General features: G+C 64.0%; 24 protein-coding genes and 1 tRNA gene. 14 read left to right on the forward strand and 11 right to left on the reverse strand.

Features of this window, described 5'->3' with window-relative positions; translation table 11 throughout:
- Positions 1-34 precede the first annotated feature (34 nt).
- The 8 genes from rpsP to Q4610_RS13535 all read left to right on the forward strand — a co-directional run bounded on the left by rpsP (position 35) and on the right by Q4610_RS13535 (position 7559).
- The gene (gene rpsP / locus Q4610_RS13500) at positions 35-484 is read left to right on the forward strand and encodes a 30S ribosomal protein S16 (RefSeq protein WP_155178211.1); all 450 of its coding nucleotides are present in this window, start codon (positions 35-37) and stop codon (positions 482-484) included.
- Between the two features lie 5 nt (positions 485-489).
- The gene (rimM, locus tag Q4610_RS13505; RefSeq protein WP_304536475.1) at positions 490-984 is read left to right on the forward strand and encodes a ribosome maturation factor RimM; all 495 of its coding nucleotides are present in this window, start codon (positions 490-492) and stop codon (positions 982-984) included.
- A gap of 38 nt (positions 985-1022) precedes the next feature.
- Complete coding sequence (locus Q4610_RS13510; protein WP_304536476.1) at positions 1023-2552, forward strand: serine hydrolase domain-containing protein; 1530 nt, start codon at positions 1023-1025, stop codon at positions 2550-2552.
- A 38-nt stretch (positions 2553-2590) separates the two neighbouring features.
- Positions 2591-2863: a hypothetical protein gene (locus Q4610_RS13515; protein ID WP_304536477.1), complete on the forward strand. Its 273-nt coding sequence runs from the start codon at positions 2591-2593 to the stop codon at positions 2861-2863.
- Positions 2860-3597, forward strand: a complete 738-nt coding sequence (gene trmD, locus Q4610_RS13520; RefSeq protein ID WP_304536520.1) for a tRNA (guanosine(37)-N1)-methyltransferase TrmD — start codon at positions 2860-2862, stop codon at positions 3595-3597. The genes Q4610_RS13515 and trmD overlap by 4 nt, the downstream gene beginning before the upstream one ends.
- A 6-nt stretch (positions 3598-3603) precedes the next feature.
- Positions 3604-3969, forward strand: coding sequence for a 50S ribosomal protein L19 (rplS, locus tag Q4610_RS13525; RefSeq protein ID WP_056686454.1), 366 nt, complete (start codon positions 3604-3606; stop codon positions 3967-3969).
- 389 nt (positions 3970-4358) lie between these two features.
- On the forward strand, positions 4359-6935 hold the full coding sequence (locus Q4610_RS13530) for a TonB-dependent receptor plug domain-containing protein (RefSeq protein WP_304536478.1): 2577 nt from the start codon (positions 4359-4361) through the stop codon (positions 6933-6935).
- A 105-nt stretch (positions 6936-7040) separates the two neighbouring features.
- Positions 7041-7559, forward strand: coding sequence for a GNAT family N-acetyltransferase (locus Q4610_RS13535; RefSeq protein ID WP_304536479.1), 519 nt, complete (start codon positions 7041-7043; stop codon positions 7557-7559).
- A gap of 11 nt (positions 7560-7570) precedes the next feature.
- Here the strand turns inward: Q4610_RS13535 and Q4610_RS13540 are convergent, their stop codons facing one another.
- A complete protein-coding gene (locus tag Q4610_RS13540) occupies positions 7571-8845 on the reverse strand; it encodes an MFS transporter (RefSeq protein WP_304536480.1) in 1275 nt (424 codons plus the stop codon).
- A 123-nt stretch (positions 8846-8968) separates the two neighbouring features.
- Entirely contained in the window at positions 8969-9766 is a 798-nt protein-coding gene (locus tag Q4610_RS13545) for a TrmH family RNA methyltransferase (RefSeq protein WP_304536481.1), read from the reverse strand.
- A 179-nt stretch (positions 9767-9945) separates the two neighbouring features.
- Between Q4610_RS13545 and Q4610_RS13550 the strand changes: the two genes are divergently transcribed.
- Together Q4610_RS13550 and Q4610_RS13555 are read left to right on the forward strand one after the other, a co-directional pair.
- Positions 9946-11022 (forward strand): AI-2E family transporter, encoded by a 1077-nt coding sequence (locus Q4610_RS13550; RefSeq protein WP_304536482.1) that lies wholly within the window; start codon positions 9946-9948, stop codon positions 11020-11022.
- 75 nt (positions 11023-11097) lie between these two features.
- Complete coding sequence (locus Q4610_RS13555) at positions 11098-11433, forward strand: DUF2322 family protein (protein WP_304536521.1); 336 nt, start codon at positions 11098-11100, stop codon at positions 11431-11433.
- A gap of 13 nt (positions 11434-11446) precedes the next feature.
- Here the strand turns inward: Q4610_RS13555 and Q4610_RS13560 are convergent, their stop codons facing one another.
- The 6 genes from Q4610_RS13560 to Q4610_RS13585 all read right to left on the reverse strand — a co-directional run bounded on the left by Q4610_RS13560 (position 11447) and on the right by Q4610_RS13585 (position 15841).
- The gene (locus Q4610_RS13560) at positions 11447-11719 is read right to left on the reverse strand and encodes an HPr family phosphocarrier protein (RefSeq protein ID WP_304536483.1); all 273 of its coding nucleotides are present in this window, start codon (positions 11717-11719) and stop codon (positions 11447-11449) included.
- Positions 11716-12120 (reverse strand): PTS sugar transporter subunit IIA, encoded by a 405-nt coding sequence (locus Q4610_RS13565; RefSeq protein ID WP_304536484.1) that lies wholly within the window; start codon positions 12118-12120, stop codon positions 11716-11718. Before Q4610_RS13565 ends, Q4610_RS13560 begins: the two co-directional genes overlap by 4 nt.
- A 28-nt stretch (positions 12121-12148) precedes the next feature.
- Complete coding sequence (gene rapZ, locus Q4610_RS13570) at positions 12149-13075, reverse strand: RNase adapter RapZ (RefSeq protein WP_304536485.1); 927 nt, start codon at positions 13073-13075, stop codon at positions 12149-12151.
- Positions 13072-13506 (reverse strand): HPr kinase/phosphorylase, encoded by a 435-nt coding sequence (locus Q4610_RS13575; protein ID WP_304536486.1) that lies wholly within the window; start codon positions 13504-13506, stop codon positions 13072-13074. Before Q4610_RS13575 ends, rapZ begins: the two co-directional genes overlap by 4 nt.
- Positions 13507-13572: 66 nt before the next feature.
- On the reverse strand, positions 13573-15168 hold the full coding sequence (locus tag Q4610_RS13580; RefSeq protein ID WP_304536487.1) for a sensor histidine kinase: 1596 nt from the start codon (positions 15166-15168) through the stop codon (positions 13573-13575).
- Positions 15137-15841 carry a response regulator transcription factor gene (locus tag Q4610_RS13585; protein ID WP_304536488.1) on the reverse strand — a complete coding sequence of 235 codons (705 nt, stop codon included), beginning with the start codon at positions 15839-15841 and terminating at the stop codon, positions 15137-15139. The genes Q4610_RS13580 and Q4610_RS13585 overlap by 32 nt, the downstream gene beginning before the upstream one ends.
- A 276-nt stretch (positions 15842-16117) precedes the next feature.
- Here Q4610_RS13585 and Q4610_RS13590 point away from each other — a divergent pair, with 276 nt between their 5' ends.
- The 3 genes from Q4610_RS13590 to Q4610_RS13600 all read left to right on the forward strand — a co-directional run bounded on the left by Q4610_RS13590 (position 16118) and on the right by Q4610_RS13600 (position 19135).
- Entirely contained in the window at positions 16118-17719 is a 1602-nt protein-coding gene (locus tag Q4610_RS13590) for a phosphoenolpyruvate carboxykinase (RefSeq protein ID WP_304536489.1), read from the forward strand.
- Between the two features lie 137 nt (positions 17720-17856).
- Complete coding sequence (locus tag Q4610_RS13595; protein WP_304536490.1) at positions 17857-18168, forward strand: hypothetical protein; 312 nt, start codon at positions 17857-17859, stop codon at positions 18166-18168.
- Positions 18169-18316: 148 nt separating this feature from the next.
- Complete coding sequence (locus Q4610_RS13600; protein WP_304536491.1) at positions 18317-19135, forward strand: ferredoxin--NADP reductase; 819 nt, start codon at positions 18317-18319, stop codon at positions 19133-19135.
- Positions 19136-19238: 103 nt separating this feature from the next.
- On the opposite strand, the gene Q4610_RS13605 is transcribed toward Q4610_RS13600, so the two are convergent.
- The 3 genes from Q4610_RS13605 to Q4610_RS13615 form a co-directional block, all read right to left on the reverse strand.
- Positions 19239-21089, reverse strand: coding sequence for a DUF885 domain-containing protein (locus tag Q4610_RS13605; RefSeq protein WP_304536492.1), 1851 nt, complete (start codon positions 21087-21089; stop codon positions 19239-19241).
- A gap of 440 nt (positions 21090-21529) precedes the next feature.
- Positions 21530-22219 (reverse strand): aldo-keto reductase family protein, encoded by a 690-nt coding sequence (locus Q4610_RS13610; RefSeq protein ID WP_304536493.1) that lies wholly within the window; start codon positions 22217-22219, stop codon positions 21530-21532.
- A gap of 175 nt (positions 22220-22394) precedes the next feature.
- Positions 22395-22471, reverse strand: a tRNA-Pro gene (locus Q4610_RS13615).
- Between the two features lie 187 nt (positions 22472-22658).
- Between Q4610_RS13615 and yajC the strand changes: the two genes are divergently transcribed.
- Positions 22659-22994, forward strand: coding sequence for a preprotein translocase subunit YajC (gene yajC, locus Q4610_RS13620; RefSeq protein ID WP_304536494.1), 336 nt, complete (start codon positions 22659-22661; stop codon positions 22992-22994).
- Positions 22995-23002 lie beyond the last annotated feature (8 nt).

Consider the following 23002-nt stretch of genomic DNA (forward strand, 5'->3'; position numbering starts at 1 on the left):
ACATTTTTTGGTTTGAGTAGAAAGGTCTAGTTCCATGGCAACCTCCATCCGTCTGTCGCGCGGCGGCTCCAAGAAGCGCCCCTATTACCGCATCGTCGTGGCCGACAGCCGCGCCCCGCGTGATGGCAAGTTCATCGAGCGCATCGGCAGCTACAACCCCGTCCTGCCCAAGGGCGACGAAAAGCGCGTCGTGCTCGATACCGAGCGTGCGAAGCACTGGGTTGCCGCCGGCGCTCAGCCGACTGATCGCGTTGCCCGCTTCCTCGACGCCGCCGGTGTGAAGGAGCGCCCCGCGCGCAACAACCCGAACAAGGCGGAGCCGGGCCAGAAGGCGAAGGATCGGGCGGAAGATCGTGCCGCCAAGGCCGCCGAAGCAGCGGAAGCCGCCGAAGCCGCCAAGGCTGCTGCGGCCGAAGCCGCCGCTGCGCCGGCTGCCGAAGAAGCACCGGCCGAGGAAGCCGCTGCCGAACAGGCTGAAGGCTAAGCCCCTTGACCGACAAGCCCGTCACTCTCGCCGCGATCATCGGCGCGCATGGGGTGGCGGGCGAAGTCCGTCTGAAACTCTTTGGCGAAGGGGTGGAAAGCCTCAAATGCCATCAGGGTTTCGATGTGGCCGGTGCCAGGCTGACGTTGCAGTCGGTCCGTCCCGGCCCCAATGGCGCGGTCGCCCGCTTCGCCGAAATCGGCGACCGGAGCGCGGCCGAAGCGCTGCGCGGCACGGAACTCGCCGTGCCCCGTTCCGCCCTGCCGCCGCTGGGCGAGGGCGAATATTATCATGCCGACCTGATCGGCCTGCCCTGCATATCCAGTGATGGCGATGCGCTGGGCGCGATCGTCGCGGTCGAGAATTTCGGCGCGGGCGATATCATCGAGGTCGAGCGCCCCCCGGTCGAGGGCAAGAAGGGCAAGCGCTTCATGGCCCCCATGCACGCGGTGACGCTGGAGGCGGACCGTGCGATCATTGACTCAGCCTTCGTCGAATAGGGGGTAAAACGCCCCTTGCGGCCATGGCGCAGCGTGGCATGGTCGATCCTCTACCGTTCGGGGATGTGTCGATGCGCCTTGCCGCTTGCCTGTTCTGGATGATCGCGGCGGTCTGTCCGGCTCATGGCGCCGACGTGCCGAAGATCGTCAACACCATCCCCGAAATCGACAAGCTGTTCGCCGATTTTCAGATCGACAGCCATGCACCCGGCCTGATCTATGGCATCGTCGCCAATGGCCGGCTGGTCCATGTCAAGGGTTTTGGCGTGCAGGATCTGGAGCGCAGGCGGCCGGTGACGCCCGACAGCCTGTTTCGGATCGCGTCGATGACCAAGGCGTTCACCGCGCTGTCGATCCTGAAGCTGCGCGACGAAGGCAAATTGTCGCTCGACGATCTGGCCGAAACCCATGTGCCCGAAATGCGCGGCTGGACCTATCCCACCAGCGACAGTCCCCGCATCCGCATCCGCGACCTGCTCACCCACAGCGCGGGCTTTGTCGATGACAATCCCTGGGGCGACCGGCAGACGCCGATGCCCGAAGTGCAATTCACGCAAATGCTGGCCGCCGGCGTGCCGTTCAGCACCGCGCCGGGCAGCCGTTATGAATATAGCAATTTCGGCTATGCGCTGCTGGGGCGGATCATCGCCCATGTGAGCGGAATGCCCTATCGCCGCTATGTCGAGCGCAGCCTGCTGACCCCGCTTGGCATGGCGTCGAGTGGTTATGCGGTGAGCGAATGGCCGATCGAGCGGCGTGCCCTGGGCTATCGCTGGGAAGAGGGGCGCTGGACACAGGAGCCGACCATAGCGGATGGGGCGTTCGGGGCGATGGGCGGGCTCCAGACCAGCGCCAATGATTATGCCCGCTGGGTCGCTTTCCTGCTGTCGGCCTGGCCGGCGCGGGACGGCGCCGATAGCGGGCCGGTGTCACGTTCGGCGGTGCGGATGCTGGCGGAAGGCAGCAATTTCCTGACCGTCTCGCCACGGAATGGAAAGAGCGGCGCGACCGCCTGCAAGCAGGCGGCGGCCTATGGTTTTGCGATGCGCATCGCGCAGGATTGCGACCTGGGGCTGATCCTGGCCCATGGCGGCGGCTATCCCGGTTATGGCAGTCATGTGATGCTGATGCCCGACTATGATGTGGGCATCTTCGTCTTTACCAACCGCACCTATCATGGCGGGGCCGGGCCGGCCTGGGACGCGGCGGTGGCGTTGAAACAGGCGGGCGCTCTGGTCGCCCGGACCGTGCCGGTGTCGGCGCTGCTGGCGGAGGGTTATGCGGCGGCGGGGCGCATGTACGACGCAGGCGATGTGGGCGTGGCGCGCGACCGGCTGGCGATGAACTTCCTGATGGACAGCGACGCGAACAACTGGACGCGGAAATTTGCGGCGCTGAAAGCCGAAGTCGGGGCCTGCCGCACCGATGCGCCCGTCACCGCCACCGGCAATCTGTCGGGCAGTTTCATCTGGCGGTGCGAGAAGGGGCGGATCGCCGGCACAGTGTTGCTGGCGCCGACCGCCACGGCGCAATTGCAGGAGCTCAGGATCGCGATCAAGCTGCCCTGATCTGGACGCTGGGGCTTCCTTGGCCTAAGCGCCAGCACATGGCCCAGATCGTCACTGCAATCTATCTGCTTTTCATGCTCATCGCCGGCTGGCGGCTGTTCGGCATCGGCTGGCCGGTCAAGGCCAGGCTGGCCACGGCGGTCGCGCTGATCCTGCCCGTGCCGTTGCTGGTGCTGATCCCGGCGCTGCTGCATCCTGAACGCCCCTTTGCCGGGCTGTTGCGGTCGGTCGGGGTTGCGCTGCTGGTATGCGGCATATTGTGCATGGCGGGCGGCTGGTCCGCCGCGCGGCTGCGGGCGCGGCGGCGATGACCTTCACCGCGCAAGTCCTGACCCTCTACCCGGAAATGTTCCCCGGCCCGCTCGGCGTGTCGCTGGCGGGGCGGGCGCTGGACGAGGGGACATGGGCCTGCCACCCCATCCATATCCGCGATTTCGCCGCCGACAAGCACCGGACGGTGGACGATACGCCGGCGGGTGGCGGCGCGGGCATGGTGTTGCGGGCGGACATATTGGCCAGGGCAGTCGACCATGCACTGGAGCAGCGGCCCGACCTGCCGGTGCTGGCGATGACGCCGCGGGGCGCGCCGATCACGCAACGCCGGGTGCGCGACCTGGCAGCCGGACCGGGCGCGACCATCCTGTGCGGCCGGTTCGAGGGGTTTGACGAGCGGATTTTCGACGCCCGGCCGATCGAACAGGTCAGCATGGGCGACATCATCCTGTCGGGCGGGGAAATGGCGGCTTTGCTGCTGCTGGATGCTTGTGTTCGGCTGCTGCCCGGTGTAATGGGCGCGGCTTCCAGCGGAGTCGAGGAATCCTTTGAAACGGGGTTGCTCGAATATCCGCACTATACCCGCCCGGTGGAATGGGAGGGGCGCACGATCCCGCAGGTGTTGCGATCGGGGGATCATGCGAAGATCGCCGCCTGGCGGAAACGCCAAGCGGAGGATGATACACGGCTAAGGCGGCCGGACCTTTGGGAACGTCACATCGACGTTCGGGTCCAGTCGCCCTCTGGTGCGCAACGAACGACCAAGGACTGAGTTGACATGAACATCATTCAGCAGATCGAGGCGGAAAACATCGCCGCCCTCGGCAAGGACATCCCCGAATTCCGCCCCGGCGACACGCTGCGCGTCGGCGTGAAGGTGATCGAAGGCGAACGCAGCCGCGTCCAGAATTACGAAGGCGTGTGCATCGCCCGTTCGAACAAGGGCATGGGGTCCAACTTCACCGTGCGCAAGATCAGCTTCGGCGAAGGCGTGGAGCGCGTATTCCCGCTCTATTCGCCCAACCTCGATTCGATCACCGTTGTCCGCCGTGGCGTCGTGCGTCGCGCGAAGCTTTACTATCTGCGCGGCCGCACCGGCAAGCGCGCCCGTATCGCCGAGCGTCGCGACAACCGCGAAGGTTGAGATTGGGCGTTTAAAAACGCTTCTTGACAGTTGTAAAAAAGAAACAGGCGGCGACCTCCAGGGTCGCCGCCTGTTTCTTTTTGTTACAAGGATTTGACACGGTTTGACGCCTTTGCGCCTGTTGCAGGCGCGAAGAGATTTTGCGCCGCAGTAAAAAGGGCCATTTTGCCCATAGTGGATTTGTGTCAGCCTTCCGTTTCCACATGTTGCTGAATGTTTCGGTCGCCAGGTCATGCATGATCTGGCGGTGGGGGTGCGTTTGTTTGAACGCAGTGCGTGAAAAAGCCAGTTACATAATAAAATGGGAGAGGCCTCGGCTAATAAGAAATATTAGGGGGCTTTATATGCAATATCGGGGTTTTGTTTCTCGTATGGCCATTGCGATGGCCATGACATCTTCTATTGCGGTATTTGCACAAGATGGCGCGCCACAGGCGGCTGCTGAAGACAGCGGTGACGCCATTATCGTCACCGGCACCCGCATAACGGGCATGAAGGCGGCAGACAGCCCGGCGCCGATCCAGATTCTGGGTGCAGACACGCTTGCGCGCACCGGCTCGCCCGACCTGATGCAGAGCCTGGCCCAGCAACTGCCGTCGATCCAGGCGCAGGCCTTCGGCTCCGATCTTCAGGCGCATACGCTGCAAATGAAGCTGCGCGGCCTCAGCCCCAACCACACGCTGATCCTGGTGAATGGCAAGCGCCGCCATGGCACCGCCAACGTGTCGGTCGCGGGCGGTCCCTATGGCGGCAGCGCCGCGCCGGACATCAGCTTCATCCTGCCTGAGTCCATCGAGCATGTCGAAGTGTTGCAGGACGGCGCCGCCGCCCAGTACGGCACCGACGCGATCGCCGGGGTCATCAACTTCATCCAGAAGCGCGCCGACCATGGCGGATCGATCAATGCGACGGGCGGCCGCTATTATGACCAGGGTGGCAAGACCTACGCGATCGGCGGCAATATCGGCCTTGCCCCGTTCGAGGGCGCCTATCTCAACATCGCCGCGCAAAAGAAGCACAAGGGCTTCTCCTTCCGTGGCGACATCAATCCCCAGTCGATCAACTATGCCGAAAATCTGGGCTTTCCGGCGGTCGCCACCCTGCCCGGCTATCCCTACACCAACCGCATCATCGGCGATCCGCATATCGACCAGACGGTGGTCAGCTACAATGCCGGCTATGAATTCGGCGAATATGAACTCTACAGCTTCGGCAGCTACGGCCACAAGAAGGCGGCGGCGTACGAAAATACCCGTAACCCCAAGGTGATCGTCAGCAAGGCCGGGGTGCCCTTCTATCCGGCCGGCTTCCAGCCGCAGGAACGGATCGATGAAACCGACTACAGCTTTACCGGCGGCTTCAAGGGCACATTGGGCGACACGACATTCGATCTGGCGTCGACCTATGGCAAGGATGTGGTCGAGGTCTATGTCTATCATTCGGGCAATGCGCAGCTTTATGCGGATACCGGATTTACCCCGACGACCTTCCACAATGGCGATTTCTTCAATACCCAGTGGAGCAACACGCTCGACCTGACGCATCAGTTCGACGTGGGCCTGTCCGAACCGCTCAATGTCGCGGCGGGGCTGGAATTCCGGCACGAAACCTACGGCATCCGCGCGGGCGATCCGGCATCCTATTATGGCGGCGGCGCACAGTCCTTCTTCGGCTATTCGCCCAACGATGCGGGCACCTACAAGCGGGACAATTTCTCGCAATATCTCGATATCAGCTTCAAGCCGACCGAGGCGTGGCTGGTCGATGGCGCGGTGCGCCACGAACATTATAGCGACTTTGGCGACACGACCGTGTTCAAGCTGACCAGCCGCTATGACTTTTCCGACACTTTCGCCCTGCGCGGCACGGCCAGCACCGGCTTCCGCGCGCCGACGCTGGCGGAAGGCGGCTATTCGGGCCTGAATGTGGGACCGGGCTTCGTCGGCGGCGTGCTGCCTCCGGCGTCGGCGGCGGCCGCCGCGCTGGGCTTTGGCGGGTTGGGGCCTGAAAAATCGACGAATTTCAGCACCGGCATCGTGTTCAATCCGGCACCCAATTTCACCATCACGCTGGACGCCTACCAGATCACGATCCGCAACCGGATCATGACCTCGACCGCTTTCTCCGGCTTTACCGGCAATCGCTGTCCCGCAGGCTATCTTAATCCGTCGACTGACAAGCCCAACGAAGCCTGCCTGCCATTTGATGCCGACCTGTACGCCATCTATAATCAGCCGGCTGTATTCAACGCGGTTCAGGCGGCACTGGGTGGCGCCATTCCGGGCTATGTCATCCTGGCCGACAATGGCATCGACCGGAACACCGAAGGCGGCATTTCGGTGCAGAGCTTCGTCAATGGCGTGAAGATGCGCACCCGCGGCATCGACCTGGTGATGAACTACAGCACGGGCCTGGGCGATATGGGCAAGCTGGACCTGACCTTCACCGGCAATTACAACGCCAACAAGGTGCTAGGCATCAACGCGCTGCCATCGGCGCTCTATTCCAGCACGGCCAATCCTGACCTGACCCGTCTGGTCGACGCATCGAGCGAAGTCGAACTGGAGCATAGCACGCCCCGTTTCCGCGGCACGTTCAATGCTTTCTGGCAGATGGACAAGCTGAGCGTGAACTTACGCGAAAGCTATTATTCGCGGGTCTATACGTTGGAAACCGCGCGGGCGGCGGGGCCGGACTTCAAGGCGGGCGACCTGATCCAGGTGCCGGTCAAGGCGTCCTTCCTCACCGATCTGGAAGTCGGATACCAGATTGCCGAACCAATCAAGATTTCGATCGGCGCGAACAATCTGTTCAACAAATATCCCACCGAGCGGTCGAAAGCCTATATCCGGTCCGTCGAACTGAAAAATGGCGAACGCGGCTATTCGACCAGCAAATATCCGACCATCTCGCCCTTTGGCATCAATGGCGGCTATTATTATGCGCGGGTGAACGTGACCTTCTGACAGGGCGCGCCATCGAACAGGCAAGCGGGCGGCGCGCGATCGCCGCCCGTTTTCCGTTGCCGCCGCGCTTTTGCGGGCCGGTTTTCCCATCTATGGCTGACCATCATGCCCCTGACCCACCGCCTTGCCACCCTGGCCGACGAACCGTGCCTGTCGGCGCTGATGACCCGCGCGATCGAAGATTTGCAGTCCGCCTATCTGACGCCCGATCAGGTGAAGGCCAGCCATGTCTTCATGGGGCTGGACAGCCGACTGATCGCCGATGGCACCTATTTCGTGATCGGGGATGGCGATGCGATCGCCGGTTGCGGGGGATGGAGCCGGCGGGCGACCGCCTATGGCGGCAATCATAGCGCGGGGCGCGACGACCGGCTGCTCGACCCGGCGACCGAGCCGGCGCGGGTGCGGGCGATGTACACCCATCCCGACCATATCCGCAAAGGCGTGGGGACGCTGATCCTGTCGCTGTGCGAGGCGGCCGCGCGGGCGGAGGGGTTCGGCGCGCTTGAATTGTCGGGCACGATGGCGGGCGTACCGCTCTATCGCAGCTTCGGTTTCGAAGGGGTGCGCCCGTTCGAGGATAGTGGCGTGCCGATGTTGCTGATGCGCAAGATCATCGCTTAGCCGCCCCAGGGTCAGGGGGTGCGGCTGGTCCACCACAGTCCGCCAAGGCTGATCAGGGCCGCCAGCGACATATAGAGGCCGACCAGGCCGACACCCTGCGCGCCGATCAGCCAGGTCGCGACGATCGGGGCCAGCGCGCCGCCGATGATGCCGCCCAGGTTGAAGGCGAAGGACGCGCCGGTATAGCGTAGCTGGATCGGGAAGAGGGCGGGCAGATAGGCGCCGAGCGGCCCGTAGATGAAGCCCATCATGAACAGCGCCAGGCTGAGCGCCACGAAGATCGGCAGCAGCGCCCCGGTGCCGATCAGCGGGCCGAAGACGAGGCCCATCAGCACCGTTCCGGCGCAGCCCCAGGCGAGCGCGGTGGTCGGCGTGGTGCGATCCGCCCACCAGCCGGCCAGGATGATGCTGAGCGCCATGAACAGGATCGCGCCAAGCTGGATGGCGAGGAACACTTCGCGGTCGATCCTGAGCGCGGTGGTGCCATAACCGAGCGCGAAGGCGGTGGCGATATAATAGACCGCAAAGCAGGCGGCGCAGGCGAAGGTGCCGGCGATGGCTGCGCCAAGGTGCGAGGAGAGCAGGGTGGCGAGCGGCACGGCGGGCGGCGGCGTTTCCTTCTGCGCGGCGGCGAATTCGGGCGTTTCGGTAAGTTTGAGGCGGACCCAGAGGCCCAGTATCACCAGCACCGCGCTGCCCAGGAACGGCAGGCGCCAGCCCCAGGTCAGGAAATCCTCTTCGGTCAGGAACGCGCCCAGGATCAGGAACAGGCCGTTGGCCGCGATGAAGCCGACCGGGGCACCAAGCTGCGGGAACATGCCGAAGCGCGCCCGCCAGCCGGGCGGGGCATTCTCCACCGCCAGCAGCGCCGCGCCGCCCCATTCGCCACCCAGGCCAAAGCCCTGGCCGAAACGCAGGATGCACAGGATCAGCGGCGCCCACCAGCCGATCATCTGATAGGTCGGCAGGAAGCCGATCAGCAGGGTGCAGCCGCCCATCAGCATCAGCGACGCCACCAGTGTCGCCTTGCGTCCGATGCGGTCGCCATAATGGCCGAACACCGCCGCGCCGACGGGCCGGGCGAAGAAGGCGAGCGCGAGGCTGCCATAGGAGGCCATCAACTGCGCGGTGGGCGAGGAGGAAGGGAAGAAGAGCGAAGGAAAGATCAGGCTGGCGGCGGTGGCGTAGATGTAGAAGTCGTAAAATTCGACCGCCGTGCCGATCAGGCTGGCCGACAGCACCCGCTTGTGCCGCCACATTTCGCCGATGCCGTTTGTGCTTGTCATGCCTTCTTGCCCCTGTCGCTGCTGCTCTTTGTCATTCCCGCGCAGGCGGGAATCCATCTCCGGCGCTATCCTTTGCCGCAAGGTCGGGAGATGGGTTCCCGCCTGCGCGGGAACGACGATCCTTTAGGTTCGCCTCTTCTGATTCAGCAATTCATAGGCCATCACCGCCGTTGCCACCGCCGCGTTCAGGCTGTCGGCCTTGCCCAGCATCGGCATCTTCACCAACTGGTCGCATTCGGCCTCGTAACTTTCCGGCAGGCCCTGCGCTTCGTTGCCGACCAGCAGGAAGCTGGGGCTGGCATAGCGGGGTTCCTGATAATCCTGCGTGGCTTTCAGGCTGGTGCCGATCAGTTCGCCCGGCCCCTGCCGCAGCCAGTGCATGAACTCGCCCCAGCGCGCCTGGGTGATCGACTGGGTAAAAAGGGCGCCCATGGAGGCGCGAACCGATTCGACCGAGAAGGGATCGACGCAATCGTCGATCAGGATGAGGCCACCCGCGCCGACCGCGTCGCCAGTGCGCAAGATGGTGCCCAGATTGCCGGGGTCGCGCAACGACTGGGCGACGATCCAGATGTCGGCCTTCGTCCGGTCCAGCGTGCCGAGCGGGGTGAGCCGGTCGCGATAGACGCCGACCACGGCCTGGGCGTTGTCCTTGCCGCTGATCTTGGACAATATATCGGGCGTGGTTTCGATGACATCGCCGCCGCGGGCCTCCATCGCGTCGATCAGCTCCAGCGCCAGCGGATGGGTGGAGCCGGCATGGAACAGCATGTCGGGCAGCACGCCCTCCTCGCGCGCTTCGGTCAGGATGCGCAGCCCTTCGGCCAGGAACAGCCCTTCGGCCTTGCGATGTTTCTTTTCGCGCAGGGCGCGGATGCGCTTCACCAGCGGGTTGGAAAATCCGGTGATTGCGCGTGCCACGTCTGCGTCTGGTCCCTTGATGAATGCGATCGATGCTCTAGCGTCGGGCGGTGAAAAAGGACAGGACTTTGCATGATCCGCTCCAGCATCCGCATGTTCAAAAAAACATGGTCCTTTTCCGTGATGGAACCGCAACGATCGCCATGGATTTCGCTTGGGTTCTTGCCTAGGGGGAAAATATGACCACATCGCCGTCCCGCAGCTACAAATTGGAGGACGGCTTTTTCCTCGGCCTCGTCATCCTCGTATCGATCGCCTTTGCGGCGGTGCTGGAGCCTTTTTTTGCCGCCGTGTTGTGGGGCGTGATCGTCGCGGTCCTGTTCTGGCCGATCCAGCAGCGCATTGCCGCGCGGATGCCGGGACGGCGCAACAGCGCCGCGCTCATCACCCTGTTGCTGATCATCGCCATCGTCATCATTCCGTCCATCCTGCTGGTCAGCGCGCTGATCACCGAAGCGGCGCATGTCTATGCCCAGATCCAGTCCGGCCAGATCGATTTCGCGCGCATGTTCGGGCAGATGCAGGCCGCCCTGCCCGACTGGGCGCATGGCATGTTGCGCCGCTTTGGCCTCAGCAATTTCGACGCTGCGCGCGTCACCATCACGCGCGGCCTGACGAGCAGTTTCCGCACCTGGGCGGGGCAGGCGCTGCTGATCGGGCAGAGCGCGTTCAGCTTCATCATTGCGCTGGGCGTGATGCTGTATCTGTCCTTCTTCCTGCTGCGCGATGGCGAGCGGCTGTCCCAGCGCTTTGCCGAAGCGGCGCCGTTGCGGCCGCATCAGCGGGAAGCGTTGCTCGCCCGTTTCGTCGTCGTCATCCGCGCGACGGTGAAGGGCAGCCTGGTCGTGGCCATCGTGCAAGGCGTGCTGGGCGGCCTGATCTTCTGGGCCGTGGGGATACAGGGCGCCTTGCTGTGGGGCGTGCTGATGGGCGCGTTTTCGCTGTTGCCGGCGATCGGCGCGGCGATCGTGTGGGCGCCGGTGGCGCTCTATCTGTTCGCGACCGGCGAGATATGGCAGGGCGTGGTCGTGGTGGTGAGCGGCGCGTTCATCATCGGATCGGTGGACAATGTCCTGCGCCCCATATTGGTGGGCCGTGACACGCGGATCCCCGATTATGTGGTGCTGATTTCGACGCTGGGCGGGATCGAGCTTTTCGGGTTCAACGGGATCGTGATCGGCCCTGTGATCGCGGCCCTGTTCATCGCGACCTGGAATATCTTCACCGAGATGCGGCGTACCGGACAGGTCGCGTAGGGGTGATGGCGGATCGCGTACCAGGCTGCTAGAGCATCGTCCTTCTTCCCCTCGGCAATGCGAGACATGATGGCGATGATTGAGCCTGGTGCGACATTCAAGGATAATGTGCAGCTCTTGCCCCCGGTCGATGGCGTGGCACGCATCGACCTGATCGATGCGGCGGGCGCTGTGGTGGGCGGCATCGCCAACCAGCCGGGCAGGCAAGGGTCGCTTGCGGTCTATCATTATCTGGCACAGCAATTCGACCGGCTGGATGCGCAGGCGGCCCGGCATGGCCTGGCGCTGTTCGCCGAACATGTCGCCGATGCCCAGGATCGTCCGGGCGCGCACCCCAATATCGACCGGCTGCTGGCAATCGCTGCCGGGGGTGATGCGTTGAAGATCGCGGTGGTCGTCGCCGGCGATTAAGGCGGGCGACCCTTCACTCCTCTCCGAACTTGTCCTCGACCAGGGTGACGAGCTTGCCCAGGCAATCATGCGCTTCGGGGCCGCTGGCCTTGATGATGATGCTGTCGCCCATCGCGGCGCCCAGCATCATCAGACCCATGATGGATGTGCCTGTGACATGATTGCCGTCCTTGCTGACGGTGATGTCGGCGGGCAGGCCGCTGGCCAGGGTCACGAACTTGGCGCTGGCCCTGGCGTGCAGGCCGCGCCTGTTGCTGATAAGGACTTCCTGGCTCACTTCGTTCATGTGCTGCTGCCCAACAGTTCCGATGCTACGCTGATATATTTCTGCCCCGCTTCGCGCGCGGCGGCAACCGCGGCCCGGACGTCCATGACCTTGCGCGCGCTTTCCAGCCGGATCAGCATGGGCAGGTTGATCCCGGCGATCACCTCGATCTCGCCGGCCTTGAGCAGCGAGATGGCGAGGTTGGACGGGGTGCCGCCGAACAGGTCGGTCAGCAGGATGACGCCCGATCCGTCATTGACGCGGGCCACCGCCGTCGCGATGTCCGCGCGGCGCAGTTCCATGTCATCCTCCGGGCCGATGCAGATCGTTTCGATCTGCTGCTGCGGCCCGACGACATGCTCCATCGCCACGACGAATTCCGTCGCGAGCGAGCCATGGGTGACGAGTACGAGTCCGATCATGTGCTTGTGCGGCCCACCTGTGTCATGATTATGCTTTCGGGCCTCCCGGACGACGCTTCTCCAGACTGTCCTGGGGCGTCGATTCTATATTGCGGTGCAAGACCGTGGGCGAAAAGCCAGCCTCTTGCAAGTGCTTCGCGACACGATGGGCGACATGGACCGAGCGGTGCTTGCCGCCGGTGCAGCCAAAGGCCACGGTGATATAGGCTTTCCCGCCCTCCGCATAACGGGGCAGGATGGTGACGAGCAGATCCTCGATCTTGCTGACCGCCGCCTCATAAACAGGGTCTTGCCGGATATAGGCGGCGACGGCGGCGTCCAGCCCGGTCATGGGGCGCAATGTGGCGTCCCAGTGCGGGTTGCGCAGGAAGCGCATGTCGAACATCAGGTCGGCATTGCGCGGCACCCCGCGCGAAAAGCCGAAGGAAAGGATGGTCAGGATCGGTTCCGACAGCCCTTCGCGCGAGAAGCGGTTGCGGATTTCCTGTTGCAGGCCGTTGCTGGTGAAGCTGGTCGTGTCGATCACTTGGGCGGCCCAGCGGCGCAGCGGCTCGGTCAGTTCACGTTCGCGGGCGATGCCGTCGGCGGCCGGCCGGTCCAGCGCCAGCGGATGGCGGCGGCGCGTTTCGGCGAAGCGACGCTCCAGTTCGGCGCCGGAACAGTCGAGAAACAGGGTTTCGATGCCATGGCCATGACGTTCGCGCAGCGCCTTGATCCGCTGGACGATGGCGTTGGCGTCGAAGCCGCGCGTGCGCGCATCGATGCCCAGCGCGAGCGGCCGCTCATCTTCCCCCGCATGGCCGGCGGGCAGCGGCGTGTCGAGCAGCCGGTCGAGCAGGACGAGCGGCAGATTGTCGACCGCTTCCCAGCCCATATCCTCCAGCGTCTTGAGCGCGGTGGTCTTGCCCGCGCCCGACAGGCCGGACAGGAGCAGGATGGTCTTGGGCTGGGTCATGAAAGGCCCAGCGTCCTGAGCGCCAGCTCGACCTTGATCGGGGCGGAGGTTTCGAACGGCGCGATCCTGATGACCGGCACGTCGATCCCGGCGACGGCGCGCCGCAGCGGCTCCATCGGCATCCGGTCGACCGTGTCGAACAGGTCGACGATCAGGGCGACGGGGATTTCGCAGACGGATGGCTGGTCGATGATGCCCAGGCCCCGCACCTCGATCTTGCCGGCGATGGTGGTGGGCGCGGTGGCGATCAGCCTGCCGTCAATCCGTTTGACCAGCGTATAATCATCGCTGACCAACATGCCGCCGCGATCGATCAGGCGCAGGCCAAGGTCGGACTTGCCGCTGCCGCTCGGCCCGCACAGCAGGACGGCGCGGCCGCCAATGGCCACGCTGGTCGCATGAAGCGTTTCGGATGAAAGTGCGCGCGCCATAAGCCCCTGGAACCTTCTACCCTGTGTCGGTGCGGATGGAAATGCCGTTGAGGACCGATCCCGGTCCTATTCCGACACGATGCCGGGATCGCGCGCCACCGCCATGGGCAGGCGGACGACGAAGCGCGCGCCATTTTGCGCATCCTCGCGGTCGCCGATGGCGATCTTGCCCTGATGCCCTTCCACGATCGACCGGGCGATCGCGAGGCCCAGGCCAGAATGTTTGCCGAACGTCTCGCCTTCCGGGCGCACGCTGTGGAAGCGGCGGAAAATATGCTCCCGCTCGGCTTCGGGGACGCCCGGCCCTTCATCCTCGACACTGACCAGCACTTCGTCATCCGCGACGGTGGCGATGATCTGGACCAGGCCGCCTTCGGGCGAGAAGGAGATGGCATTGTCGATCAGATTGTCGAGCACCCGGATCAGCCGGCCTTCCTCGCCCAGCACCACCGCCACATCCTTGCGCGGACGGGCAAAGGCGAGGCGGACGCTGCGCGGCACGCCGCGCGCTTCGCGGGCGATCACCATCCGTTCGATGAGGAGGCCAAGGTCAATGGGTTCGAACCGGGTGCGCGACAGTTCGGCATCGACGCGGGATGCTTCGGCAATGTCGGTGACGAGCCGGTCGAGCCGGCGCACATCGTCCTGGGCGATGGCCATCAGTTGCGCGCGCAGGTCCGGCCGGTCCACCCGGTCGAGCGAATCGAGCGCGGAGCGCAGCGAGGCGATCGGGTTCTTGAGTTCATGGCTGACATCGGCGGCGAAGGCGTCGGTCGCGTCGATCCGCTGGCGCAGCGCATGGCTCATGTCCGACAGGGCGCGGGCGAGCATCCCGATCTCGTCGCGCCGTTCGGGCAGGCGCGGCACGGTGACTTCGCGGGCGCGGCCGAGGCGCACCCGCACGGCGGCGCGGGCCAGGCGCTGGAGCGGCTGGACGATGGTGCGCGCCAGGAAGAGCGAGAGCAGCACCGAGGCCAGCACCGCCACCGCCAGCACCATGCCCAGGCGCAACCGTTCGGCACGCACGATGCGGGTGATGTCGCGCGCATTTTCGGTCGCGAGCAGGCTGCCGCCATCCCTGGTCGCCACGGCGGCCGATATCATGAAGGTGCGATCGGGCGCGTAGCGGTCCATCGCCTGGGGGCGTCCGGTCTTGCGGGCCAGCACATTTTCCGGCCAGGCGTCGGCATGATCGATGGCGGGTTCTTCGAAATCGGGCGGACGATCGGCAGAGACGACCCGGTCGACGGCCTTGTCGAGGAACCGGGCGACATGGCGCTGCCATTCCTCCTCCGACGGCAGGCGCAGCCGGTAACGGGGGGCGTCCATCGCGAAACTGTCGGCGACCAGCGCGCCGGCCGGGGCGTAGCGCCGCACCCGGTCGCCGGTCTGGCGGGCATAGGCGGCGATCAGCGCGTTCTGGCGATCGGCCGGGGCATTTTCCATCCCGATCGCCAGCAGCTTCAGCTCGCGCGCGGACTGTTCCAGCCGCGCATCGATGATGCGGGTGCGATAGCTGTCGAGATAGAAGAAGCCGCCGGCAAGCAGCGCCAGCGCAAAGACGTTGACCGCCAGGATGCGCGGCGTGAGGCTCAGCCGCCCCGACCAGCGCACCGCAAGCGGCGCATCGTCACTCTTCGGAGAAACGGTAGCCGGCGCCATAGAGCGTGTCGATTGCGTTGAAATCGGAGTCCACCTCGCGGAACTTGCGACGCAGCCGTTTGATATGGCTGTCGATCGTGCGGTCGTCGACATAGACATCGTCCTGATAGGCGGCGTCCATCAACTGGTTGCGGTTCTTGACCACGCCGGGCCGCGCGGCCAGCGTTTCCAGGATCAGGAATTCGGTGACGGTCAGGGTGACATCCTTGCCGTTCCATTTCACGCGATGGCGCGCCGGGTCCATTTCCAGCCGGCCGCGCAGGATCGGGTCGGCGACCGGCTCGTCCGGGGCGTCAGGCAGCTTGCTGACTTCCGCCCGGCGCAGGATGGCGCGGATGCGGGCGATCAGCAGCCGCTGCGAAAAGGGTTTTGCGATATAATCGTCCGCGCCCATCGCCAGGCCCAGCGCCTCGTCCAGTTCATCCGCCTTGGACGTGAGGAAGATCACCGGCATCTGTGTCTTTTCACGCAGCCGGCGCAGCAGTTCCAGCCCGTCCATGCGGGGCATCTTGATGTCGAACACGGCCAGGTCGGCCGGATTGTCGAGCAGCGCCTTCAGCGCGCCTTCGGGGTCCGAATAGATGCGCGTGAGAAAGCCTTCGGCCTGAAGCGCGATCGACACCGAAGTCAGGATATTCTTGTCGTCATCCACCAGGGCGATGGTTGCGGTCATGCGGTATCCCGGAAGTACGAAAAGGGCAGGAAGGGGCAAGCGTTAGACGATGCGATCGGTTGCCGCAAGGAAGGGCGAACGGCCGATGCTGCGGCAAGGCCGTCGATATTCGGGACAAGCGCCCTGTCGCAGACATTTGACGGCTTTCGTCCAAAGCCTTATGTGGCTCGATGTCTGCAGCAAGGACGCCGCGAAAAAGAGAGCGGCGCTGAAGGGGCGGATCGGTCGCAAGCTGATGAATGACATGACCGAAAACAATATATCAGGAGCAAAGGCGTGCAGGCCAAATCCTCTATTACCCTGGCCGACCAGGGCATTTCCACCCATGCCACCCAGTTCTGGAATCTTGGCACTGCGCCGCTGGTCGAGGCTGCGGTTCGCAATGGCGAAGGCATTTTGTCGAAGGACGGCCCGCTGGTCGTCAAGACCGGCAAGCATACCGGCCGCAGCGCCAAGGACAAGTTCATCGTCCGCGACGCCGAAACCGAATCGACCGTCTGGTGGGGGTCGACCAACGTGCCCATGACGCCGGCGCACTTCGCCGCGCTGAAGGAAGATTTTTTCAAGGCGCTGGGCGAGAAGGACAGGCTCTATGTCGCCGACCTGTTCGGTGGATCGCAGCCCGAACATCGCGTCAGGGTGCGGGTCATCAACGAACGCGCCTGGCACAATCTGTTCATCCGCACGCTGCTGGTGCGTCCGGCGGCCGACGAGCTGGCTGATTTCGCGCCCGAATATACCATCATCGACCTGCCGACCTTCCAGGCTGATCCGGCCCGTCATGGTTGCCGCAGCGAAACCGTGGTCGCGGTCAACTTCACCGAGAAGCTGATCCTGATCGGCGGCACCGCCTATGCCGGTGAAATGAAGAAATCGGTGTTCGGGATCCTCAATTATCTGCTGCCGGTCAAGGGCGTGATGCCGATGCATTGCTCCGCCAATATCGGCCCGAATGGCGACACCGCCGTGTTCTTCGGCCTGAGCGGCACCGGCAAGACCACCCTGTCGGCCGATGCCAGCCGCACGCTGATCGGCGATGACGAGCATGGCTGGTCGGATACGGCGGTCTTCAATTTCGAGGGCGGCTGCTACGCCAAGATGATCAACCTGTCGGCCGAAGCCGAGCCGGAGATCTTCGCCACCACCCGGCGCTTTGGCACGGTGCTGGAAAATGTCGTGATCGACGAAGAAACGCGCGAGATCGACCTGGACGACAACAGCCTGGCGGAAAACAGCCGCGGTTCCTACCCGATCGACTTCATCCCGAACACGTCGGAGAAGAATCTGGGTCCGGTGCCCAAGAACATCATCTTCCTGACCGCCGACGCTTACGGGGTTCTGCCCCCGATCGCGCGGCTGACCCCGGAACAGGCGATGTATCATTTCCTGTCCGGCTACACCGCGCGGGTCGCGGGGACCGAGATCGGCGTGACCGAACCGACCGCCACCTTCTCGACCTGCTTCGGCGCGCCGTTCATGCCGCGTCACCCGTCGGTCTATGGCAATCTGCTCAAGGAACGGATCAACAAGGGCGGTGTCACCTGCTGGCTGGTCAACACCGGCTGGGCGGGCGGCAAGGCGACGATGCCGGGCATCAAGCGCATGCCGATCAAGGTGACGCGCGCGCTGCTCAACGCGGCCCTCGACGGCAGCCTGAACGCGGTCGAGTTCCGCACCGATCCCAATTTCGGTTTCGAAGTGCCGGTCGCAGTCAAGGATGTCGATTCGACCATTCTCGACCCGCGCGCCATGTGGGCGGACAAGGCCGCCTATGACGCGACTGCCGCCACGCTGGTCAAGGCGTTCGTGGACAATTTTGCCCAGTTCGTGGACCATGTCGACGCGGGCGTGCGGGAAGCGGCGCTGGTCGCCGCCTGACAAGGGGCGCCATAGTCCTGCGAAGGCGGGACGCCAGTTGCGTAAAGAGCCGGAGGGGAAACTCTCCGGCTCTTTTGCTTTTGGGCGCGGGTTGGTGATGCTATGCTGCCTATCCCTATTATGCGGGAGTTTCGGGCATGTTCGAAGATATGATCGGCAAATTCGGTGGACTGGAAGCGATCGCGGCGCAGATCGGCGTGTCGCCTGAGCAGATGCAGGCGTTGATGAGCGAGATCAGCGCCAAGATCGGTTCGGGCGAAACCAGCGTGTCCGCACTGGCCGAAACGGCGGCCGAACATGGCGTGTCGGCCGACAAGCTCCAGGAACTGCTGGGCGCGTTCGGCGGACCCGAAGCGATATTGGGCAAGCTGGGCGGCTTGTTCGACCGCGACGGCGACGGCAATCCGCTCAACGAACTGGGTGGCATCGCCAAGGGGCTGTTCGGCTGACGGCAAGGGCGTCCTTTGCGGCGCACAAGTTTTTTTGGCCTTGCCTTCGCGCTGTCGCCGGGCCATTCGCGGACTGGATATTATTGCGAACGATCCGCAACTGGCTTCGCCCAATCGGGTGGCGCCGGCGCAATATGAGGATAAGGTCTTGACCGACGTGACGATCGAAAAGCCGGTACTGGAACCCACCGGCGCGCTTTCCGTGGAAACCGTGCTGTCGGTGAAGCACTGGAACGAGCATCTGTTCAGTTTCCGCATCACGCGGCCCGCCAGCTTCCGTTTCCGGTCGGGCGAGTTCATCATGATCGGGCTGAAGGGCGACAATGGCAAGCCGCTGCTGCGCGCCTATTCGATCGCCAGTCCTGCCTGGGACGAGGAGATCGAATTCCTGTCGATCAAGGTGCAGGATGGTCCGTTGACCAGCAAGCTGCAAAAGATCGAGCCGGGCGACCAGATCTATCTGGGGCGCAAGCCGACCGGCACGCTCGTCACCGACGCGCTGCTGCCGGGCAAGCGGCTGTTCATGCTGTCGACGGGCACCGGCCTCGCGCCGTTCCTCAGCCTGCCGCGCGACCCGGATGTCTATGAATTTTACGAGCAGGTCGTCGTCGTCCATTCGGTGCGCCGGGTCAGCGATCTGGCTTTCCGCGACGAAATGGAAGGCAAATGGGCGGACGATCCTTTGGTGTCGGAACAGGCGCCGGGCCAGTTCCATTATGTCCCCACCGTGACCCGCGAGCCGTTTGAGGGGCACACCGCGCGGATCGACAAGCTGGTCGAGAGTGGCGCGCTGTTCGAAGGGATACCGGGGGCGGCGAAATTCGACCCCGAAACCGACCGGATCATGATGTGCGGCAGCATGGAGATGATCAAGCAGTTCGCGGCCTATTTCGAGGACCATGGCTTCATCGAAGGATCGAACGCGGCACCGGGCCAGTTCGTGATCGAGCGGGCGTTCGTCGGGTAAGGCAGGTTCGGGACAAGCAGAAAGGCCGGGGGAGCGATCCTCCGGCCTTTTTTATGTCCGTCATTGCGAGCGTAGTGCAACAATCCATGTCGCGCTACGGCTTTCACGTCCCCTTCCGCTCCGCCACCCAGGCATCGATGGTCTTGCCCAGCACGGTCATCGGCACGCCGCCGCCCTTGACCACGGCGTCGTTGAACAGGCGGAAGTCGAACTTGTCGCCTAGCGCCTTCTGCGCGGCAGCGCGCAGGCGGACGATCTCGCCATGACCGACCTTGTAGCCGCAGGCCTGCCCCGGCCAGGCGCAGTAGCGGTCCACCTCGCCCTGCACATCCTCCACCGTGGAACCGTTGGTGGTGGCGAACCAGCCGATCGCCTGTTCCCGCGTCCAGCGCTTGGCGTGGAGGCCGGTGTCGACCACCAGCCGGCAGCAGCGATAGGCGATCGACTGGAGATAGCCCAGCCGCCCGGCCACGTCACCGTCATAGGCGCCCAGTTCGTCGCCCAGTTGCTCGGCATAGAGCGCCCAGCCCTCGCTATAGGCGTTGAAGGCCAGCAGTGAACGGATCAGGGGGAGCTTGTACGTATATTCGCCCTGCCAGATATGGCCCGGTATCCCTTCATGATAGCAGAGCGTCGGCAGGCTGTAGCGCGGCCAGATGCCGGTATCGCGCAGGTTGATATAATAGTTGCCGGGCACCGACCCGTCGATCGTGCCCGCGCCGGCATAGGCGCCCGGCGCGCCGGCCTCGATCTCCACCGGCACGCGCTTGACGATGAGTTTCGCCGGAACCAGCGTTGCGAAGGCGCGGGGCAGGCGGGTGCGGATGTCGGTCAGGCGACCGTCGATATAGGACAATATCTGCTGGCGGCCGGCATCGTCATTGGGAAAGAGATGGCGCGGGTCCTTGCCCATCGCGGTCATGCGCGCGCCGACCGTGCCCTTCGTCAGGCCAAGGCTGCGCAGCAGCCGGTCCATTTCCGACTGGAGCGCGGCAAGCTGGTCAAGGCCGAGCTGGTGGACCTCTTCGGGCGAGCGGGTGGTCGTGGTGCCCGCGCGCAAGGCCCAGGCGTAATAAGCGTCGCCCTGCGGCAGTTTCCACACGCCCGCGTCCATCGTCGCACCGGCGCGCTGGCGCTGGAGTTCGGCGACCTGGGCGGCAAGGGCGGGGGCGACCTGATCCCGCACGATGGCCGCTGCTTTCGCGCCATAATCGCCGGGCATGTCCTGCGTGCGGCGGGCGATCGAGGTGATGACGCCCCATTGGTCGATCGGCTGCGCCTGCACGCGCGCCATCTGCTTGACACTCTTGTCGAGCAGGAAGGCGGGAGCGATGACGCCGATGCTGGCATCATGGCGCAACCGTTCCGTCTCCCCCTTCAGGTTCGCGGCATAGGCGGCGAGGCGGGCGAGATAGGCGTCGGCATCGGCACGGCTGGCGATGCCATGGTTGCTGTCCAGGAAATCGGGCGTTTCCACGAAGCTGCCGGTGTTCTGGGCGACCGCATAGGGGCTGTTGCGATAGGACCAGTTGCTGTTCATCATCGCCATGTCGCCAAAGGGGAAGGCAAAGCCGTCCGCCGCCAGTTCATGGGCGGCCAGCACCACTTCCACATCGGTCCGGGCGGCAGGCGAGAGCGGTTCCAGGTCGATGGCGCGCAATTTTGTCAGGCGGCTGCGCACATGGGCGGCGATCTGCGCCTGACCGGCGGGGCTTTTGTCGCCGAGGCGGCTTTTGAGCGGGGCGCGGGCTGCGATGTCGATGCCAAGGCCGCTGGCGCTTTCGGGGGCATCGGCCAGCATGGCTTCGGCCATGTCGGCCAGCATGGCTTCGGCCATGTCGGCCAGCATGGCTTCCGCACGGGCGTCGGCCGTTTCGGCGGCACGGGTGGGCAGCGCCGCCAACGCGAAGGCGGAGGTGCCGGCGACAAGGAAATCGCGGCGGGAAGTGATCATGGGCAAGCGTCTCCGATCGAAAATCTCCCCGCCAACTTGCCATATTTGCGGCAGAATTCGACGCTTTATTCGGGGTGCAGGGCAGTTCCCTCTTCGTCGGCTATTCGGCGGCGGCCGCCAGCAATCCATAGTGGCTGCGAAGGGCCCCCAGCGCCCCGCGCTGGCGGCTGGCGACATGGTTGAGCTTGTCGCGGCCCTTCGCGGATGGAAAGGGGGCGGCATATGCCCGCTGACGGTGCCCGTCCATTTTTCTCGGAGAATGTGCTGCGCCTGCGGCTGTGCAGCGGACCGCAAGGCTGCCGGGGAGACGAGGTCAGGTTCAGATAGCGCGGGAGTTCCATCTTGCTCGCCGCGCTGGGGTTAAGGACACCGACCCCTGCCATCAACATCGGGGCTAGCAGCGGGGACAGGTTCTTCTCCTGCCTGACGCTGCCAGCACCCTACGCCTTCGGGCGTAGGGTGCTGCTACTATCGACTACCGGAGGCTCGCGTCGGTAAATTGTATCAAAGCGCGAAAACCAATCACCCGCAGCTACAACGATCATAGCGGTGCAATGAAAGAACGCTTCTAACAATTCTTGGAAATCGGCGAGAGTATGGGACGGGTTATTAGGACCAAGAAAAAACTCCGCTGAATCTGATTTCTCGTCCTTCAACCGTATAGCGGCGTGCATATGTCGGTCTGAGAAATGTATCAATCCGCTAGTGTTCTTATAGACTGCCTCGACCCAAGGGTTTCGGTCTTTGATTTTGTCGATAAGGTATCTGTCTTTCATCTGCTGACCATCCGCCGCTTTTAGGCGGTCTATTTGTTCGCCAGCGAAAACCCGCCCGGCGAACGCCTCCGGGTCGGCTACCCAGAACAGCGCATAAAGACGAAGGACGGTGTCTAGTTGGAGGCGCAGGATTGCAGATGCGATCAAGCCATTGCGGTCATCAACACACTGCCTGAATGCTTTTGCCTGTGCGAGCGCGCGACGCGCAATTCCAAGAAGGTAGAGGTCCTGATAACCGAAGGGGCGATTGACCATGTGGTGCTGGTAAACATCTAACAGTTCGGTTTCGCTGCGCTGGAGATTTTCAAGCGCCTGAGCCGCGCCTTCTTCTGTGCCATCAGGGATTTCTGTCATGCCATCATGATAGCGCATTCGGAGAATGGCGGAAGAGGGAGGGATTCAAACCCGCTTAAGGCTTGCGCCTCACTGGCTTTCAGCGGCGCTGCTAGATATGTGCTAGACGACCCCAAGGGGTTCCACTGACGCTGCCAGTGGATGCTCGCTAAGTCATTGCTTTTGCTGGTAATCTTGGTCGGGACGAGAGGATTCGAACCTCCGACCCCCACACCCCCAGTGTGATGCGCTACCAGGCTGCGCTACGTCCCGACCGGAGGGCGCCCTTTAGAAGCACCGGGATGAAAGCGCAAGCGTTCAATCGCGGGCTTTTGCGCCGGGGCTGCAAATCCCCTAATCATATTGCCTCGACAGGCGCATCTGTGTTAGCCGCCCGCCCTTGATGCGTGGGTGCCGCCAGGTGGCCCGCGTTCCCGAAAAACAGGCGAAAGTCCCACCCATGTTCATTACTCCAGCCTTGGCCCAGACTGCGGGCGGGCAAGCGTCCGGCGCCGGCATCCTGGTGCAGATGGCCCCGCTGGTCCTGATCTTCATTGTCTTTTATTTCCTGCTGATCCGTCCGCAGCAAAAGAAGATGAAGGAGCATAAGGCCCGGATCGACGCGGTGAAGAAGGGCGATCAGGTCGTCACCGGCGGCGGCCTGGTGGGCAAGGTCGTGCGTGTTGACGAGATTTATGCCGATGTCGAGCTGGCCCCGAACGTGAAGGTCAAGGCGGTCAAATCGACCCTGACCGACGTGATCGACCCGGCCAGCGCCAAGCCCGCGAACGACTGAGCGCGCCC

Source organism: Sphingobium cyanobacteriorum, assembly GCF_030580935.1.
In the GTDB taxonomy this organism is placed as follows: domain Bacteria; phylum Pseudomonadota; class Alphaproteobacteria; order Sphingomonadales; family Sphingomonadaceae; genus Sphingobium; species Sphingobium cyanobacteriorum.